General features: G+C 67.3%; 15 protein-coding genes. 5 read left to right on the forward strand and 10 right to left on the reverse strand.

Annotated elements, in window-relative coordinates; all coding sequences use genetic code 11:
- Positions 1-43: 43 nt before the first annotated feature.
- The 8 genes from KW835_RS02880 to KW835_RS02915 all read right to left on the reverse strand — a co-directional run bounded on the left by KW835_RS02880 (position 44) and on the right by KW835_RS02915 (position 11593).
- Positions 44-2059: a bifunctional diguanylate cyclase/phosphodiesterase gene (locus KW835_RS02880; RefSeq protein WP_255593203.1), complete on the reverse strand. Its 2016-nt coding sequence runs from the start codon at positions 2057-2059 to the stop codon at positions 44-46.
- Between the two features lie 334 nt (positions 2060-2393).
- A complete protein-coding gene (locus KW835_RS02885; protein WP_218380757.1) occupies positions 2394-3917 on the reverse strand; it encodes a methyl-accepting chemotaxis protein in 1524 nt (507 codons plus the stop codon).
- A 265-nt stretch (positions 3918-4182) separates the two neighbouring features.
- Positions 4183-5439 (reverse strand): Zn-dependent hydrolase, encoded by a 1257-nt coding sequence (locus KW835_RS02890; protein ID WP_218380758.1) that lies wholly within the window; start codon positions 5437-5439, stop codon positions 4183-4185.
- Positions 5440-5458: 19 nt separating this feature from the next.
- Positions 5459-6910 carry a dihydropyrimidinase gene (gene hydA / locus KW835_RS02895; protein ID WP_218380759.1) on the reverse strand — a complete coding sequence of 484 codons (1452 nt, stop codon included), beginning with the start codon at positions 6908-6910 and terminating at the stop codon, positions 5459-5461.
- Positions 6911-6985: 75 nt separating this feature from the next.
- Positions 6986-8443 (reverse strand): NCS1 family nucleobase:cation symporter-1, encoded by a 1458-nt coding sequence (locus KW835_RS02900; protein WP_218380760.1) that lies wholly within the window; start codon positions 8441-8443, stop codon positions 6986-6988.
- 221 nt (positions 8444-8664) lie between these two features.
- Positions 8665-9978 carry an NAD-dependent dihydropyrimidine dehydrogenase subunit PreA gene (gene preA / locus KW835_RS02905; RefSeq protein ID WP_218380761.1) on the reverse strand — a complete coding sequence of 438 codons (1314 nt, stop codon included), beginning with the start codon at positions 9976-9978 and terminating at the stop codon, positions 8665-8667.
- 59 nt (positions 9979-10037) lie between these two features.
- Positions 10038-11417 (reverse strand): NAD(P)-dependent oxidoreductase, encoded by a 1380-nt coding sequence (locus KW835_RS02910; protein WP_218380762.1) that lies wholly within the window; start codon positions 11415-11417, stop codon positions 10038-10040.
- A complete protein-coding gene (locus KW835_RS02915; protein ID WP_218380763.1) occupies positions 11417-11593 on the reverse strand; it encodes a hypothetical protein in 177 nt (58 codons plus the stop codon). Before KW835_RS02915 ends, KW835_RS02910 begins: the two co-directional genes overlap by 1 nt.
- Before the next feature lie 173 nt (positions 11594-11766).
- On the opposite strand from KW835_RS02915, the gene KW835_RS02920 reads away from it, so the two are divergent.
- Positions 11767-12486: a TetR/AcrR family transcriptional regulator gene (locus KW835_RS02920; RefSeq protein WP_218380764.1), complete on the forward strand. Its 720-nt coding sequence runs from the start codon at positions 11767-11769 to the stop codon at positions 12484-12486.
- Between the two features lie 124 nt (positions 12487-12610).
- Here the strand turns inward: KW835_RS02920 and KW835_RS02925 are convergent, their stop codons facing one another.
- Positions 12611-13498 (reverse strand): LysR family transcriptional regulator, encoded by an 888-nt coding sequence (locus tag KW835_RS02925; protein WP_218380765.1) that lies wholly within the window; start codon positions 13496-13498, stop codon positions 12611-12613.
- Positions 13499-13619: 121 nt separating this feature from the next.
- On the opposite strand from KW835_RS02925, the gene argC reads away from it, so the two are divergent.
- The 3 genes from argC to KW835_RS02940 all read left to right on the forward strand — a co-directional run bounded on the left by argC (position 13620) and on the right by KW835_RS02940 (position 15896).
- Entirely contained in the window at positions 13620-14552 is a 933-nt protein-coding gene (gene argC / locus KW835_RS02930) for an N-acetyl-gamma-glutamyl-phosphate reductase (protein WP_218380766.1), read from the forward strand.
- Between the two features lie 221 nt (positions 14553-14773).
- A complete protein-coding gene (locus KW835_RS02935; protein WP_218380767.1) occupies positions 14774-15127 on the forward strand; it encodes an SMR family transporter in 354 nt (117 codons plus the stop codon).
- Between the two features lie 55 nt (positions 15128-15182).
- Positions 15183-15896: a pentapeptide repeat-containing protein gene (locus KW835_RS02940; RefSeq protein WP_218380768.1), complete on the forward strand. Its 714-nt coding sequence runs from the start codon at positions 15183-15185 to the stop codon at positions 15894-15896.
- Between the two features lie 38 nt (positions 15897-15934).
- Here KW835_RS02940 and KW835_RS02945 read toward each other — a convergent pair whose 3' ends face one another.
- A complete protein-coding gene (locus tag KW835_RS02945) occupies positions 15935-16324 on the reverse strand; it encodes a RidA family protein (RefSeq protein WP_056173325.1) in 390 nt (129 codons plus the stop codon).
- Positions 16325-16441: 117 nt separating this feature from the next.
- Here KW835_RS02945 and KW835_RS02950 point away from each other — a divergent pair, with 117 nt between their 5' ends.
- Positions 16442-18049, forward strand: coding sequence for an ABC transporter substrate-binding protein (locus KW835_RS02950; protein WP_218380769.1), 1608 nt, complete (start codon positions 16442-16444; stop codon positions 18047-18049).
- Positions 18050-18144 lie beyond the last annotated feature (95 nt).

Here is an 18144-nt window from a genome sequence, read left to right on the forward strand (position 1 = left end):
AATCAGTGTGAGCAGGCATCGCGACGACGCCTGATAGCCAGGTTCAGCCCGGCGGGTGCACACGCAGCCAGTCAGTGAAGTCCCGCACCGGCATTGGCCGCGCGTACAGATAACCCTGGTACTGCGCGATCCCGCGCCCCGACACCCAATCGAGCTGCTCCTGCGTCTCCACCCCCTCGGCCACCGCCGTGAGCTTCATCAGCGTGGACAGCGACACGATCAGATCGGCCAGCGACCGGTTGGCATCCGTGTCCTGGATGAAGGTCTTGTCGATCTTGAGCGTATGGACCGGGAACCGCTGGAGGTAGGCCAGGTTGGAGTACCCCGTGCCGAAGTCATCGAGCGCAATGGTCAGGCCCAGCGCCGACAGCTCGCGCAGCACGTTGAGAACGTGCTGGTCTTCGCCCAGCAGGATGGACTCGGTGATCTCCAGCTCCATGCGCGCCGGGTTCACCCCGGCCTCGCGCAGCACGCCGGTGATGTCGTGCAGAAGGCTGGGCGAGGCGAACTGGCGGGGCGACAGGTTGACCGACACCACCAGGTCCCAACCCTGCGCGGCCCAGGCCACCTGCTCGCGCGCCGCCTGCGCCAGCACCCACAGCCCCAGAGCGCCGATGAGCCCCGTGGTCTCGCAGGTCGGGATGAAATGGGCCGGCGACACCAGGCCCAGGCGCGGGTGGTTCCAGCGCACCAGCGCCTCCACTGCGCGGATGGAGTTGGTGGCCACGTCCACGCGCGGCTGGAAGTACACCTCGAACTCCTCGCGCTCCAGGGCCTGGTGCAACTCCTTTTCCAGCTCGGTACGGGTGCGCACCGTCTCGGCCATGTGCCGGTCGAAGTAAGCCAGCGCGTTGCGCCCGCGCTCCTTGGCCGCATACATCGCCAGGTCCGCGTTGCGCAGCAGGATCTCGATGGACTCGCCATCCTGCGGGTACAGCGCCACGCCGATGCTGGACGTCACCCGCAGCTGCGCACCGGCAATGGCCAGCGGCGCGGCCATTGCCACGGAGATGCGTTCGTGCAATGCATCCAGGTCTTCGCGGATGCGCGCAGACGTCAGCAGTATCAGGAATTCGTCGCCACCCCAGCGTGCCAGCACCTCGGTGCCATGCCGCGTATGGCGCAGGCGCTGGGACATGGCCACCAGCAACTCGTCGCCCGCCGCATGGCCCAGTGTGTCGTTCACATCCTTGAAATGGTCCAGGCCGATGAGCAGCAGCGCAGCCTCCAGCGACTGGGCGCGCGCCTCCTCCACGGCCCGCGCGAAGCGCTGCGTGAAGTGGGCGCGGTTGGGCAGCCCGGTGAGCACGTCGTGCAGCGACTGGAAGTTGGCCCGCTCTTCCGTGTGCTTGATGGCGCTGATATCGGCCTCGCTCACCAGCACGGCGTCCTGGCCCGTGACGGCATCGCTGCAGCGGCGGGCCGATAGCTCGTGCCAGCGGTCGCCCTGCGGGGTGCGCACCACCAGGGTGAGCGTTGCCACGCCGTGCTGCTCCAGGCTGCGCGATAGCGTGGCGAACGCCGCGGCGCTGCCGATGCGGTCCTGCAGCCGCTCGCGGGGGCTGAGCACCGCCGCGCGCGCTGCAGGGTTACGGTAGAGCGCCTCTCCGTTGCCGTCGTACAGGGTGATCATCACCGCCGTGTGCAGCAGTGCCTCCACCGAGCGCAGGGATTCCGGCGCGGCCACGCCCATGGGTTCGGCCTCGCAGAGCATGCTCATGCGCCCGTCCGGCAGGCGGTGCCCACAAAACCGCACGTTGAGCGAGACCGGGACACCACCGGGGTAGATGGTCCACTGCTCGCTGAAGCTCGCATCGCGGCGCAGCAAGAAGTCGGTCTGGTACTGTGCCAGGCGCCGCGCCACGGTCTCGGACATGTCGTGCCCCATGTCCCGCCCGCACAGCTCGGCCAGTGTCGAGGCATTCCAGACCGCCAGTGCCGCCGTGTTGGCCCAGTGCACGCATCTGCCATCGATGTCAAACACCCAGACAGGACGCGGCAGCCATTCCAGTGCCGCACAGCGGATGCCACGCCCGGCCAGATCGACGTCCGTGGGCATGCGCTCCTGCGGCAATCGTGCCGCTGGAACAGGTGCCGACACAGTCATGCCTGCCCGCAGCCCGGCATCAAGCCCGCAGCCTGCACACACAAGGAAGTCGGCAAAAGTCGAACAAACATGGACGGCACCTATGGGTATGCAAGACAAGGCTGCGGGCCCCTGCGGACGCAGCGGGGCGCGTCAGCATGCGCAAAAAGCCCGTGCAGCGGGCTGACCAGCCCTGAAGCAATCGCTTGCATCTTCGCACACTGAAACCGCTTGTCCAGCCAACATTTGCCATCACCTGGAGGCTGCCGTCACGCTCACCGGCAGACCGCATCCGCGCGGCCCGCGCTCACGCGACGCGGAACTGCCCCACCGTCTGCGAAAGCGCCAGGGCCTGATGGCTGAGCGACTGCGCGGCGGCCAGGGCTTCCTCCACCAGCGCCGCGTTCTGCTGCGTGCTCTGGTCCATCTGCGACACCGCCTGATTGACCTGGGCGATGCCGGCGCTCTGCTCCGAGCTGGCCGAGCTGATCTCGGCCACCATCGTGGTGACGCTCTTCACACCATCGACCACTTCGCGCATGGTCGCGCCCGCCTGCTCCACCAGTTGCGTCCCCGCACCCACCTTGGCCACGGAGTCGTCGATCAAACCCTTGATTTCCTTGGCCGCCGCAGCGCTGCGCTGGGCCAGGCTGCGCACCTCGCTCGCCACCACCGCAAAGCCCCGGCCCTGCTCCCCCGCACGCGCGGCTTCCACCGCCGCGTTCAGCGCGAGGATGTTGGTCTGGAAGGCGATGCCGTCGATGACACTGATGATGTCCACGATCTTGCGCGAGGACTGCTCGATGGAGCTCATGGTGCCCACGACCTGCTGGACCACGTCGCCACCGCGCACGGCGGTGTCCGAGGCAGCACGGGCCAGCTCGTCGGCACGCCGCGCGTTGGCGGCGTTCTGCTGCACGGTGGAAGTGAGCTGCTCCATCGACGCCGCGGTTTCCTGCAGCGCGCTGGCCTGCGATTCGGTGCGCGCCGACAGGTCGCCATTGCCTGCGGCGATCTCCGCCGATGCCGTGTTGATCGAATCGGTACTGTCGCGCACCTGCGTGACCAGATGGGCCAGGTTGTCACGCATGGCGCGGATCGCATGCAGGATGCTCGACGAATCGCCCGGCAGCGTCTGCACATCCACTGCCAGGTTGCCCTCGGCGATCTGCGTGACCACTTGCGCCGCGTACTGCGGCTCGCCGCCGAGCTGGTGCACCAGCGTGCGCAGCATCTGCCAGGCCATCACCGCCACGATGAGCATCAGCACCGCGCCGATGGACAGCAGGATGGCCGTGTTGCGCCAGAAGGCGTCCTGGATGTCGTCCACGTAGTCGCCAAAGCCGATGATCCAGTCCCAGGGTTCGAACTTGACGATGGCGTAAAGCTTGTCCACCGGCTCTTTCGCGCCGGGGCGCGTGCCCGGAGCCGTCACCGTGCCGATGGTCTTGCCCTGCAGCGCGGCGCGGTAGCGCACACCGGCTTCCTTGCCGCCCTTTTCATCGACGATGCCGATGCGCTTGGGGTTGGGGTGCACGTAGTTCACATCGTTGGTGAAGCCGCGCACGAAGAAGTACTTGTCCTTGTCGACAAAGCTGCCGATGGTGCGCTCGGCCTCCTTGATCGCGTCCTCGCGGGACAGCGCGCCACTCTTTTCCTTGTCGTGCGCCTTCTGCGCAGCGGCGTGGGCGAGGATGACCAGATTGGACAACTGCGCCGTGCGCTCGTTCATCATCGACCGGTACAGCGTGGTCAGCGCCACAGCGGACAGGACGACCAGGCCCAGCAAGGTGGCAGCACACAGCCAGAGGATTCGGGTACGCAATTTCATGAGGCGTGTCTTCGGGTACGAAAAGGTAACCAGAAGATACACGCGCGCACCCAGACATACCCTCAAGACCGCCAAAAAGACACGGTCTTTTCATGATCTTGTGGTATTGACAGATCGACCCGCAGCCCGCATGCATGCACGACTTGGCTCCCTCGGGAACCAAGGTGTAACAACGGCGGACATGTGGTGCACCCACAACGGGCCGACACGGCCCCGTTGCGATCCACCGCGAGGGGCCCTGCGCCCCCCCCCGGCGCAGCAAGCGTCAGGTGCCCGCTCGCTCCAGCATCGCGTGCAGCAGCACGTTGCACCCCGCCTCGATGTGCTCGGGCTTGGCGTCCTCGATCTCGTTGTGGCTGATGCCGTCCTTGCAGGGGATGAAGATCATGCCGCTGGGCGCGAGCTTGGCCATGTAGACGGCATCGTGCCCCGCACCCGACACGGCGGGCATGTGGCTGTAGCCCAGCTTGGCGGCGGCGCGGCCCACGGCCTCCACGCACTCGGGCTGGAAGAGCTGCGCGGGGTAGCTGGACACCATCTCGATGTGCACCTGCACGCCGTGCTCCTGCGCCACCTGCTCGGCGCGGGCCTTCACTTCGGCGGCCATCCGGTCCACGAGTTCGTCTGTGCTGTTGCGCAGGTCGATGCTGAACTTGACCCGGCCGGGAATCACGTTGCGGCTGTTGGGGAACACCTGCACCATGCCCACGGTGCCCCGACCATGCGGCGGGTGGCGGTGGGCTGCCGCCACCACGTCTTGCATGATGTGCGTGGCGGCCAGCATCGCGTCCTTGCGCAGGGCCATGGGTGTGGGGCCGGCGTGGGCCTCCATGCCGGTGACGGTGCAGTCGAACCAGCGGATGCCCAGCACGCCGCTGACCACGCCGATGGTCTTGTCGTTGTCCTCCAGCACCGGGCCTTGCTCGATGTGGGTCTCGAAGTACGCGCCGATGGGGTGGTCGCCCGGCTCCTGTTCGCCGATGTAGCCGATGCGCTCGAGCTCGCCCTTCACCGTCTTGCCCTCGGTGTCGGTGGCGGCGTAGGCGTGTTCCAGCGTGAAGGCTTTGGCGAACACGCCCGATCCCATCATCACGGGCACGAAGCGGCTGCCTTCCTCGTTGGTCCAGAAAGCCACTTCGATGGGCGCCTCGGTCTCGATGCCGTGGTCATTCAGCGTGCGCACCACCTCGATGCCCGCCAGTACGCCGTAGTTTCCGTCGAACTTGCCACCCGTGGGCTGCGTGTCGATGTGGCTGCCGGTCATGATGGGTGGCAGATTGCTGTTGCGCCCGGGACGGCGCATGAAGCCGTTGCCGATCTTGTCGATGATCACCGTCATGCCCGCTTCGCGTGCCCAGCGGGTGACCATGTCGCGGCCCTGCTTGTCCAGGTCGGTGAGGGTCAAGCGGCACACGCCGCCCTTGGGTGTGGCGCCGATCTGCGCTAGCTCCATCAGCGAATCCCACAGCCGCTGGCCGTTGATGCGCAGGTTTTCGATGTTGGGTTTGACTTTGGTGTCCATGGTGTTGTTCTCCGTCGGTTCAGCGGTTGACCGCTGTGGGGGCGAGATCCTGCGCGCGCTTTTGCACCGCCTGGAAGTTGGCGCCAAACGCCGGGCGCTTGATGTAGCGGCCCTTGCCCTGTTCAGCACGCAGGTCGCCGTTGGCAAACACCACACGGCCCTGGCTCACGGTGTGGGTCGGGATGCCGCGCACGGTGCGCCCCTCGAAGATGTTGAAGTCGCCCTTGCTGAACTGCGTCTTGGCCGAGAAGGTCTTCGTGCCCTCGGGGTCCCACAGCACCAGGTCGGCGTCGGCTCCCTCGCCGATGAAACCCTTCCTTGGGTAGATGTTGAACAGCTTGGCCGTGTTGGCCGAGGTGATGGCCACGAACTCGCTGGGCGTGAGGCGACCGGTGTTGACGCCGCCGTCCCAGATGGCGGCCATGCGCTCCTCGACACCGCCCGTGCCATTGGGGATCTTGGCGAAGTTCTCTTTGCCCATGGCCTTTTGCGCTGCGCAGAAGGTGCAGTGGTCCGTCGCGGTGGTGTGCAGCTGGCCCGACTGCAGGCCGCGCCACAGCGCCTCCTGGTGCACCTTTGGGCGAAACGGCGGGCTCATCACGTAGGCGGCCGCCTTGGCGAAGTCGGGGTCGCGGTAGACGCTGTCGTCGACCAGCAAGTGCCCGGCCAGCACCTCGCCGTACACGCGCTGGCCGCGCGCGCGGGCGCGGGCAATCGCGTCGGCCGACTCCATGCAGCTCACGTGCACCACGTAGATGGGCACGCCCAGCACATCGGCAATCGCGATGGCGCGGTTGGCGGCCTCGGCCTCGACCATGGGCGGGCGCGACAGCGGGTGGCCCTCGGGGCCGGTGATGCCCATCTTGGCGACCTCCTGCTGCAGCAGGTACACCAGCTCGCCGTTCTCGGCATGCACCGTGGGCATGGCGCCCAGCTCCAGCGCGCGCTTGAAGCTGTTCACCAGAGTTTCGTCGTCGCACATGATGGCGTTCTTGTAGGCCATGAAGTGCTTGAAGCTGTTCACGCCCTCCTCGTGCACCAGCGTGCCCATGTCGGCGCGCACCTGCTCGCTCCACCAGGTGATGGCGACGTGGAAGGAATAGTCGGCCGCCGATTTCTCGGCCCAGCCGCGCCACTTGCGGTAGGCGTCCAGGATGGGCTCCTGCGGGTCGGGAATCACGAAGTCGATGATGCTCGTGGTGCCGCCCGCCAGCGCTGCCGCCGTGCCGGTGAAGAAGTCGTCCATGGTGACCGTGCCCATGAAGGGCAGCTGCATGTGCGTGTGCGGGTCGATCCCGCCGGGCAGCACGTACTGGCCGCTGGCATCCAGCGTCTGCGCGCCGGCCGGGGTCTGCGCCGCCGCACCTTCGCCCACGGCCACGATGCGGCCATCGACGCAGAGGACATCGGCCTGTTGTTCACGGTCGGCGTTGACCACGGTTCCACCGCGGACCAGGAGGGCTTGGGTCATGGAGATCTCCTTCAGGGATGCAGATCAAAAAAAGGCAGGCCCGGCACCGGCACCACGGCCGGGCGAGGCCTCAGGTCACTTCTTCTTGGCGGTCAGGTAGTAGTAGGTGCCGGCCACGGCCAGGCTGAAGAACCAGCCCGAGTCGAACAGCGTGAGCCAGATGGCAGGCATGCCCGCCTTGTCCACCACGCCGGACACCGCCAGGTAGCCCGGCAGGCAGGGCAGCACGCCCAGGGCGAAGGCGATGAGCGCGTGCAGGTTCCAGCCATTGCTGTACTCGTAGTCGCCGCCGCGCCGGTACAGGTCGTCCACTTTCAGCACGCTCTTGCGCACCAGGTAGTAGTCCACCAGCAGGATGCCGGCAATGGCGCCCAGCAGCGTGCCGTAGCCGCCCAGCCACGTGAAGAGGTAGCCGCCCGATGTGGCCAGGATCTTCCAGGGCATGAACACCAGCCCGATCAGCGCAGCAATGACGCCGCCCATGCGAAAGCTGATCTTGGACGGCGCGATCTGGCTGAAGTCGTATGACGGCGACACCAGGTTGGCGGCCACATTGGTCGTCAGGTTGGCCAGCAGGATCACCAGCAGGCCCAGGCCCGCCGCCACGCTGCCCATCTGGGTCAGCAGGCCATCGGGGAACAACTGCGCCTTGCCATACAGGATGGCCGATGCCGAAAAGCCGATGACGCCCACCATGGAGAACAGCGCCATGGGCAGCGGCAGGCCGATGGCCTGGCCCATGACCTGGTCCTTCTGCGACTTGGCAAAGCGCGTGAAGTCCGGGATGTTGAGCGCCAGCGTGGCCCAGAAGCCCACCAGCCCCGTGAGGGCCGCCCAGGTCTTGGGCCCGCCTTCCACCACTTTGGCGGGCAGGTTGAAGAGCTGGCCCGACGGCACCTTCATCACCAGCACCACCACGAACAGGATCGAGGCGCCGATCATCAGCGGCGCGGCGATGACCTCCAGAAGGCGGATGGACTCCGGACCCTTCCAGATGAAGTAGATGTGCACGGCCCAGAACGCGAGGAAGCACATGAACTGCGAGGTGCTGATGGTCTCGCCCTGGGCGGGCCCCGCGAGGTTCATGCCCGCGATGTTCAGGAAACCGTGGAGCGCCAGCGCACCGAAGTAGCAGTTGATGGAGAACCAGCCACACGCCACCAGGCCGCGCAGCACCGCCGGCAGATTGGCCCCCTTCACGCCGAACGACGCACGCGCAAGCACCGGGAACGGCACGCCGTACTTGGGACCCACCCGGCCGATGAGCACCATCGGTACCAGCACGATGCAGTTGGCCAGGAACACGAGCCACACGGCCATCTGCCAGGTGAAGCCCTGGTCGAGCATGGAGCTGGCCATGGTGTACGTGGGCACACACACCACCATGCCCACCCAGAGCGCTGCAAAGTCTTTCCAGGTCCAGTGCCGCTGCGCTGCGGTGGTAGGGAGCAGATCTTCATTGGCGAGCGCATTGGTCGCTCCGCCGGGCAGGTGCCCTGCCACATGCGCAGCGCTGCCGGTACTGTTGGTCATGCCTGTACTCCTGTCAAAGACGTCGTGGGGGTGGAACACAACCCGCTGCCTGGCCCGGCGTTCTCACGCCGGCAGATGGCGGGCCAAAGGATGCAAGCGATGTTGAGGGCTACGCAAAAAATGCACCAGATGCAGTGCAGCATGCGAGGCCCTCAGAAACTTGCCAACGCACAGGGCCTGCCTGGCAGGCCCTGTGGCGGATGCACACGAAAAGCGGTCCATCACGCTGCCGCCGCCACCCGTTGCGGGTTGTTCGGGTGCGTGGTCCAGTTGGCGTATTCGCCGGTCACCGGCTTGCCGGTGCGCGCATCGACCTCGCCGGGCTCCAGGGCGCGCATGGTGATGCACTCGGGCACGGGACAGATCGACACGCACAGGTTGCAGCCCACGCACTCGGCCTCGTTGATCTCGAACTTGCGCACGCCGCCGTCCTTGGTGAAGGTGATGGCCTGGTGCGAGGTGTCTTCGCACACCACATGGCAACGACCGCACTGGATGCAGGCATCCTGGTTGATCACGGCCTTTTCGATGTGGTTGAGGTTCAGGTTCTTCCAGTCCCGCACCGTGGGCACGGCATGGCCCTTGAAGTCGTCGAGCGTGGCGTAGCCGTGATCGTCCATGAAGTTGGACAGCCCGTCGCACATGTCCTGCACGATCTTGAAGCCGTACACCATGGCTGCCGTGCATACCTGCACCGTGCCGCAGCCCAGCGCGATGTATTCGGCCGCGTCGCGCCAGGTGGTGATGCCGCCAATGCCGCTGATGGGCAGACCGGCGGTCTGCGCATCGCGCGCAATCTCGGCCACCATGTTGAGCGCGATGGGCTTGACGGCCGGGCCGCAGTAGCCGCCGTGCGATCCCCAACCGTCGGTGCTGGGGCTCATGACCATGCGGTCCAGGTCCACGCCCATGACGGAATTGATCGTGTTGATGAGCGAAACTGCATCCGCCCCGCCCGCCTTGGCCGCCCGCGCGGGGTGCCGCACGTCGGTGATGTTCGGCGTGAGCTTCACGATCACGGGCAGGCGGCTGTAGTGCTTGCACCAGGCCGTGACCATCTGGATGTACTCGGGCACCTGGCCCACGGCCGCGCCCATGCCGCGCTCGCTCATGCCGTGGGGGCAGCCGAAGTTGAGCTCGATGCCGTCGGCGCCGGTGTCTTCCACCAGGGGCAAAATGCTCTTCCAGCTCTGCTCTTCGCAGGGCACCATGAGCGAGACGATCATGGCCCGGTCGGGCCAGTTGCGCTTGACGCGCTTGATCTCTTCGAGGTTGGTGTGCAGCGGCCGGTCGGTGATCAGCTCGATGTTGTTCAGCCCGATCACGCGGCGGTCCTGCGACAGGAGCGTGGAGTAGCGTGGCCCGTTCACGTTGACGACCGCCGGGTCCTCGCCCAGCGTCTTCCAGACCACGCCGCCCCAGCCCGCCTCGAAGGCGCGGGTGACGTTGATCTCCTTGTCGGTCGGGGGGGCGGAGGCCAGCCAGAAGGGGTTGGGGCTCTGGATGCCCAGGAAATTGCTGCGGATGTCTGCCATGGATGTGCTCCCGTGAAATGCAGTCAGGGTGTGCGACGAGGAAGTGCCGATGATGAAAGTCAGGCCACGAGGGCCACCGGCACGCTCATCGATTCATGGATGGAGATGGCCGCCAGCTTGCCGTGCTCCACGGCCTCGACCGTCAGGTCGCGCCCGCCAGCCCGGCAGTCGCCGCCCGCCCAGACCCTCGCCAGGCTGGTGCGGCCTGCGGCGTCGGTGGCAATGCGTCCGCCCTCCAGCGCAATCGCCTTGCCAGCGGGCTCCGCCACGTAGGTCTGGCCGATCGCCTTGAGCACCATGTCCGCTGCGAGCGTGAAGGTCTCGCCGGTGTTCACCAGCTTGCCCGCCGCATCGAGGGCCGTGGCCGCAAAGCGCACGCCCGTCACGGCGCCGCCTTCGCAGAGCACCTCCTGCGGCGCCGCCCAGTGGCGGATGGTCACGCCGTTCGTCTGCGCCCATTGCTGCTCTACCTTCGACGCGGACATGGCGTCGGCTCCCCGGCGGTAGACGATGGTCACCTCTTCGGCGCCCAGCTTGCGCGACTGCACGGCGGCGTCCACCGCGGTCATGCCGCCGCCGATCACCACCACGCGCCGGCCCACGGGCAGGGTGGACAGGTCGCTGCTCTGGCGCAGCTCGGCGATAAAGTCCACGGCGCTACTCAAGCCCTGCACTCCGGCCGCCGCAGGCTCCGCCACGCCCAGCGCATTCACGCCCTGCAGGCCCAGGCCCAGGAAGACCGCATCGTGGCTGGCCAGCAGGCCGTCGAGCGTGATGTCGCGGCCCAGCTGCTGGCTGGTGCGCACCTCGATGCCGCCCACCGACAGCAGCCACTCCACCTCCTTCTGCGCGAAGTTGTCGGTGGTCTTGTAGCTCGCCAGGCCGTATTCATTGAGCCCGCCCAGCTTGGGGCGCGCGTCGAACAGCACCACGTCGTGCCCGCGCAGCGCCAGCCCGTGGGCGCAGGCCAGGCCGGCAGGCCCCGCACCAACCACGGCCACGCGGCGGCCGGTGGGTGCGGCGCGCTGGAACATGGGCGCGCCGGGGTTGGCGAAGAAGGCATCGGTGGCGTAGCGCTGCAGCGAGCCGATCTCCACCGGCTTGTCCTCGTTGGTGTTGCGCACGCAGGCTTGCTCGCACAGCACCTCGGTGGGGCAGACCCGGGCGCACATGCCGCCGAGCGGGTTGGCCTCGAGGATGGCGCGCGCCGCGCCCCGGTTGTTGTCCTGCGCGATGCGGTGGATGAAGGACGGGATGTCGATGCCCGTGGGGCAGGCCGTGGCGCAGGGCGCGTCGTGGCAGTAGTAGCAGCGCTCGGCCTCGATGAGGGCCTGCGGCCGGGTCAACGGCGGGTGGGCGTCGCTGAAATTGACGGCGTAGTCGGCCAGGTTCAGGCGTGCGGCATGAATACCGCAGGCACGGCTTGCGGGTGTGTCCATCAGATGTCCTCCGAAAGGTGCGGGGTGGGAGTGCAGGCCTGGCGCTTGTCAGCCGGTTCGGCCATGGTGGGCGCGGGCGCCCGGTGCAGGTGGCACGCGCCGCCGCCAAGGCGGCGGCAGGCGGCCAATGCGGCGCAAGCGTGGATGCTTGCGCCCGCAGACTTCGGAGGTTTCATCGTGGTCCTCGCTGTGGGGGTGCAGGTGCCCACGGCTTGGTGCGCCGCGGTGCCCTGCGTTGTGGGCCAATTTACCAACCCGTAAAAATTTACCAATTGGTAAAATCCCTAGAGCAAGCCTCATGCCAGGCAATTGCCAGTTCTCAGGCCCCGGCTTGTTCCACAATGGTGCAATGACCGAAGCCCGCCAGTCCCAGGCTGCCCCCCGCCCTGCCAAACGCCCCCGCGCACCCGCCGCCACAGCGGCCGCCACCACCGACGACACCGGCGCCCGCGCCCCCAAGGCCTCGCGCCTGCGCAAGGAGCAGGGCATCCTGGCCGAGGCGGAGAACCACTTCGCGCAGTTCGGCTTCGAAGGCGCGTCGCTCGAGAGCATTGCCGCCGCCATCGGCATCAGCCGCCACAACCTGCTGTATTACTTTCCGAGCAAGGAGGCGCTGTACCAGCGCGTGCTCGACGATGTGCTCACCCAGTGGCTCGAAGGCATGGAGGCCCTGTCGCACAGCGATGACCCCCAGCAGGCCCTGCGCCGCTACATCCGCGCCAAGCTGCAGTACTCGCGCATGCGCCCCCAGGGTGCGAAGGTGTTCACCAAAGAGGTGATTGCGGGCGCACCACGCTATGGCGCCGCCATCGCCGAGCGGGTAGGCCCGTTGCTCAAGACCGAGGTGCGCACCTTCGAGCGCTGGGCGCGCGAGGGCCGTATCGCCAAGGTCAACTTCACGCACCTGATGTTCATCATCTGGTCGGTGACGCAGGCCTATGCGGAGCAGGAGGCGCAGTTCGCCCTGCTGCTGGGCAAGCCCGCCCTGACCGAGCGCGACTACATCAACGCCGAGGAGCTGATCGTGCGCATGGTGCTCAGCGCGCTGGGCCCCGGCGCCACCGCCTGATGCACCGCAGGCGGTGCGGCCGGGCAGTCCCACAGCCAAGCACCGCAATCACTATTGATTTGATAGCTGCTTGCGCTTTCCAGATAAGCGACAGCGACCAATTTGACTGAAGAATCCGCACTGATCACGCCTGGCGCTGCTGCCACAGCACGTCCAGCACATGCTGCGTGGCCCGCTCCAACGGCCCCGCGCGGTGGGCGATGCCCAGCGGCCGCCACAGCGCGGGACGCAGCGGCAGCATGCGGATGCGGGGGTCGAGCGGCGTGGAGGATGTGGCCTCGTGCGGCAGCAGCGTCGCGCCGTAGCCTGCGGCCACCAGGCTCTTGATGGCATCGTTGTAGTTGAGCTGGATGCGCGCCTTGGGGTGCGCGCCCGCCAGCGCAAACCATTCGGCTGTCAGCCGCGACAGGCTGGTGCCCACATCGTTGAGGATGAGCGGCTGCGCCGCCAGCCACTTCGGCGTTGCGCGCTGCGGCGCGGGCCAGGCCGACGGCACGAACGCCATCACCGGATCGCGCCGCCAAGGCTGCACCTTCACCCCCTGCACGGTGGCCTGCGGCAATGCCACCAGGCCCACATCCAGCGACCCGCCGGCCAGGCGCGCCATGGTGTCCTGGGTGGTGAGCACGGCCACCTGCACGTCGATGCCGGGGTGGTGCTGCCCCAGCACCTCCAGCGCCTGGGGCAGCAGATGTGCAATGGCACCGGTGGAGGCCCCCAGCCGCACGCGGCCCGCGAGCCCCTGCACCTGGCGCTGCACCACATCGAGCGCCTCGTCCGCATCGGCCAGCAGCCGCCGTGCGCGCTCGATCAGCGCGTCGCCCACGCCCGAGGGGGTGACCTCGCCGCGCTTGCGCACCAGCAGCGGCGCGCCGAACAGCGCCTCCAGGTCGGCGATGTGCAGGCTCACCGTGGGCGCCGCCAGGTGCAGCACCCGCGCGGCTTCGGCAAACGAGCCCAGGTCTGCGATGGTGACCAGCGTGCGCAGCCGGTCGAGGTTGAGTTCGCGCATGACGTTCAGTAAATCTGATGTTGATGTTTGTGAAATTCAACTTTTCAAATTGTAGGGTGCGGCCGAAGATTCGTCATCCGTTCATTTTTTCTTCGGCCATTTAATTCATCAGGAGCACCGCATGAGCGCACCTTTGGTTTTCATCGACGGCGATCAAGGCACCACCGGCCTGCAGATCCACGAACGCCTGCACGGCCGCAGCGACCTGCGCCTGCTCACGCTGCCCGAGGCGGACCGCAAGAACGCTGCGCGCCGCGCAGAAGCGATCAATGCCTGCGACATCGCCGTGCTGTGCCTGCCCGACGGTCCCGCGCGCGAAGCGGCGGCGTCCGTGGTGAACCCCGCCGTGCGCGTGATCGACGCCAGCTCGGCCCACCGCACCGATGCGGACTGGGTCTACGGCTTGCCTGAAATGAGCGCCGCGCAGTCCGCCCGCATCGCCACGGCACACCGCGTGACCAACCCCGGCTGCTACCCCACGGGCGCCATCGCGCTGCTGCTGCCGCTGGTGCAGGCCGGCCTGGTGCCTGCGGACCATCCGCTGGCCATCCATGCCGTGTCGGGCTACTCCGGCGGCGGCCGCGCGCGGGTGGACGAGCACGAAGGTGCGGGTGCATCACAAGCCCCCGCGTTCCAGGTGTACGGCCTGGGGCTGGCCCACAAGCACACGCCCGAGATCGAGAAACACGCGGGCCTCACGCAGCGGCCTTTCTTTCTGCCCGCCTACGGCTCGTTCCGCCAGGGCATCGTGCTGACCATTCCGTTGCTGCTGCGGCAACTGCCCGCGGGCGTGACTGCCGACCGGCTGCACGCCTGCCTGCAGCAGCACTACGACGGCGCGGCGCATGTCGAGGTGGTGTCGCTGCAGGATGCGCAGGCAGCGCAGCACCTGGACCCCCAGGTGCTCAACGGCACCAACCAGTTGCGGCTCTCCGTGTTTGCCAATCCGCTGCACGGCCAGGTGCTGCTGAGCGCGGTGTTCGACAACCTGGGCAAGGGCGCGTCGGGCGCTGCCGTGCAGAACCTGGACCTGATGCTGCAGCACGCCGCCTAGCGGCCATCTGCGCCGGGTGCGCCGGGTGCGCCGGGCGCGCCAGACCACGGGCCACGCTGCGGCGGTGGCAGGGCGCCCCGCACAGCGCCGCGTGCACACAGATCCCAGCCGCTGGCAAGCCGCGCAGCAGAGGCCCCGCACAGATGCAAGGGCTTGGCCCCGCAGTGCGGCTGGCATTCCTAGAATCGGCCGCTTCTTCAGCTTTGCAACGGACCCGCACCATGATCCAGTGGACCGCCACCACCACCAGCTACGCTCTGCTGGGCCTGGCCATCCTGGCCGAGGTGCTGGGCACCAGCGCGCTCAAGGCCTCGGACGGCTTCACGCGGCTGGTGCCCAGCGCGATCACGGCGGTTTGCTACGGCGTGTCGTTCTACCTGCTGTCGCTCACGCTCAAAACGATCCCCATCGGCGTTGCGTACGCCATCTGGTCGGCGGTGGGCATCGTGCTGATATCCACCGTGGGCTGGCTCTACTATGGGCAGCGGCTGGATGCGCCCGCCATTGCCGGCCTGGGCCTCATCGTGGCGGGCGTGGTGGTGGTCAACCTGTTCTCCAAGACGGCCGGGCATTGAGCCGTCACCCAACAGCCAACGCACGCAGCCCTTCGCCTCCACTTGCGTCCCGCACATGATCACCGCATCCATTTGCCCCACCCCCACGGTCCTCGTGCAGGAACAGCAACTCTCCCGATTCAGCCTGCAGGCGATGCTGGAAGACACCCCGGCGCACCGACTGCACTTCGAGCAATGCGATTTCGACGGCGCTGACCTCTCGGGCCTTGCGCTGCAGGGTGCGCAGTTCACGGATTGCAGCCTGGCCGAGGCATCGCTGGTGCGCGCCCAGCTCGGCGACACGCGGTGGCTCGGCTGCAGGGCGCGGCAGGCCAGCTTTCACCTGGCGCAGCTGACGGATGCGCGCTTTCACCGGTGCGACCTGAACAACACGCTCTGGACCAAGGCCGCGCTGGCGTCGGCCTTGTTCGCCGAGGTCAAACTGACCGGCGCGCAGTTCCACGAAGCCCAGACACTGGGCCTGGCGTTCCACGATTCACTGCTGGTGGGCGCGGACCTGCGGGGCATGTCGTTGCGCAAGCAGACCATCGGACAGCTCGACATGTCCGACGCCGATCTGTCGGGCTGCGACTTCCGCGACGCGGTGTTCGAAGGCGGCAGCCTGCGCGATGCCCACCTGAAGAACGCACGGTTCGATGGCGCCGACCTGCGGTCGGTGGACCTGGGCGGCCTGCGGCTGGCCCAGTTGGGGCAGTCCTTCAAGGGCGCGGTCCTCTCCGCCGACCAGGCTGCCATGCTGGTCAGCGAGCTGGGCATCCGCGTGATGTAGCCGGCGCCGCAGGCCGCGCCGGCACGCGCGCGCGGCGCTCAGCCGCGCGGCTTGTAGGCCGTGACGTCGATTTCCACCTTGGCATCGATCATGAGCCGCGACTCCACCGTGGAGCGAGCGGGCCGGTGTTCGCCAAAACACTCCATGTAGACACGGTTGAAGCTGCCGAAGTCGCGCGCATCGGCCAGCCACACGCTCACCTTGGCCACATCGGCCAGCGTGCAGTCGGCCAGTGCCAGTGCCTGCGTGAGGCGCAGGAACACCTGGCGCGTCTGCGCCTCGATACCGCCTGTGATGACCTGGCCCTGGTCATCGGTCGGCACCTGTCCCGACACAAAAACGAAGTCGCCCGCGCGGGTGGCGGGCGAGAGGGGGCGGGCCTGCCGGTCGGAGGCAAGCGGGGACTGACCAAGGGTTTCTACTGGCATTGAAAGTGCTCCTTTGAGTAAAGATATTACATACAAAACGCCCAACAAGCACGAATCGAGCGAATTTCTGGCATCGAAAGTGCTTATCAATGTAATCCTATTACTTAGAGGTGCACGATGCAAACTTCTGGAACCAATGTGGTGCGACTGAAGGATCCCCGGCCGGCAAGCGCGGCTCGGCGGGGGCTGGTGGGCCTGGCCGCGCTGCTGGCACTGTGGGGAGCGGGCCCCGGCGCTGCGTGGGCGCAGCAGGCCGGCGCGCCGGCCAAGGGCGGCGCCGCCAACCTGGCCATGGTCGGTGAACCCCAGGGCCTGGACCCGATGGTGAGCACGGCCGACCTGGTCGGCACCATCATGCAGCACGTGTACGAGCCGCTGTACACCTTCGACGGCAGCTGGAACATCGCGCCCATGCTGGCCGAGGGCATGCCCGCCGTCTCCAAGGACGGCCTCACCTACACCATCGCGCTGCGCAAGGGCGTGAAGTTCCACAACGGCCGCGAGATGACGGCCGAGGATGTGGTGGCCTCGCTGCAGCGCTGGATGGAACTCTCGCCGCGCGGCAAGGCCGTGGGCAAGGAAGTGGCTTCACTGGCCGCCAAGGGCACGCACGGCGTGGAGCTCAAGCTCAAGAACCCCTATGCGCCGCTGCTGGCCCAGCTGGCCCTGCCCAGCGGCATGGCGGCCATCCTGGCCAAGGAAAGCATCGCGCCGCAGCTCAAGGAATTCATTGGCACCGGGCCCTACAAGTTCAAGGAGCGCCGGCCGGACCAGTTCACCGTGCTGGTGCGCTTTGACGACTACGCCGCCCGCAAGGAAGCGCCCAGCGGCTACGCGGGCCGCCGCGAGGCGCTGCTCGATGAGCTGCGCTTCGTGCCCGTGCCCAGCGCCAACACGCGGGTCGAAGGCGCTTTGTCCGGCCAGTTCCACTATGCCGACCTGCTGCCGGTTGAAGCCATCGGCCGCGTGGAAAAGGGCGCGCCGGCCGTGGTGCCCATCGTCACCAAGAACTTCGGCTTTCCGTACATCGTGTTCAACACCAAGGAGGGCATGCTGGCATCGCAGCCCCTGCGCCGCGCGGTGCAGACCGCCGTGGGCACGGGTGAGCTGATGGCCGCAGGCTTTGGCGACAACCGCTTCTTCGTGGTGGAACCCAACTTCTTTCCCAAAGGCACGCCCTACTACTCGGACGCGGGCGCCAAGCTGTACAACGAGCGCAACCCCCAGGCCGCCAAGGACCTGGCGGCCAAGGCGGGCTACAGCAACAGCCAGCCCGTGCGCATCATGGCCAGCCGGCAGTACGAGTTCCACTACAACATGGCGCTGGTGATGTCCGAGCAGCTCAAGAAGGCGGGCTTCAAGACCGACCTGCAGGTGGTGGACTGGGCCACCCTGGTGCAGCGCCGCAACGACGCCAAGCTGTGGGACGTGTACTTCACGCATTCGGGCCTGTTTCCCGAGCCCATGCTGTCGCCACCACAGCTGGGCGACGGCGCGCCGGGCTGGTGGGATTCCGACGCCAAGAAGTCGACCCTGGCCGCGTTCAACCAGGAAACCGACCCTGCCAAGCGCGGCGCGCTGTGGGGCAAGGTGCAGCAGGTGGTGTACGACGAGGTGCCGTTCATCGAGGTGGGCAAGTTCAACGGCCTGTCCGCGCGCTCGGCCAAGCTGTCGGGCTACACACCCGCGATCTGGCCGTTCTTCTGGAACACCTGGATGAAATGACTCCCCCCGAAGCGCCTGCGGCGCCTCCCCCTCTAGGGACCCTCTGCACGAATCGAGCGGAAAGTGGGCGCTGCGGATCGGGAAGGGCTGCAAGG

The organism is Acidovorax sp. sic0104 (assembly GCF_019219095.1).
GTDB lineage: Bacteria > Pseudomonadota > Gammaproteobacteria > Burkholderiales > Burkholderiaceae_C > Acidovorax.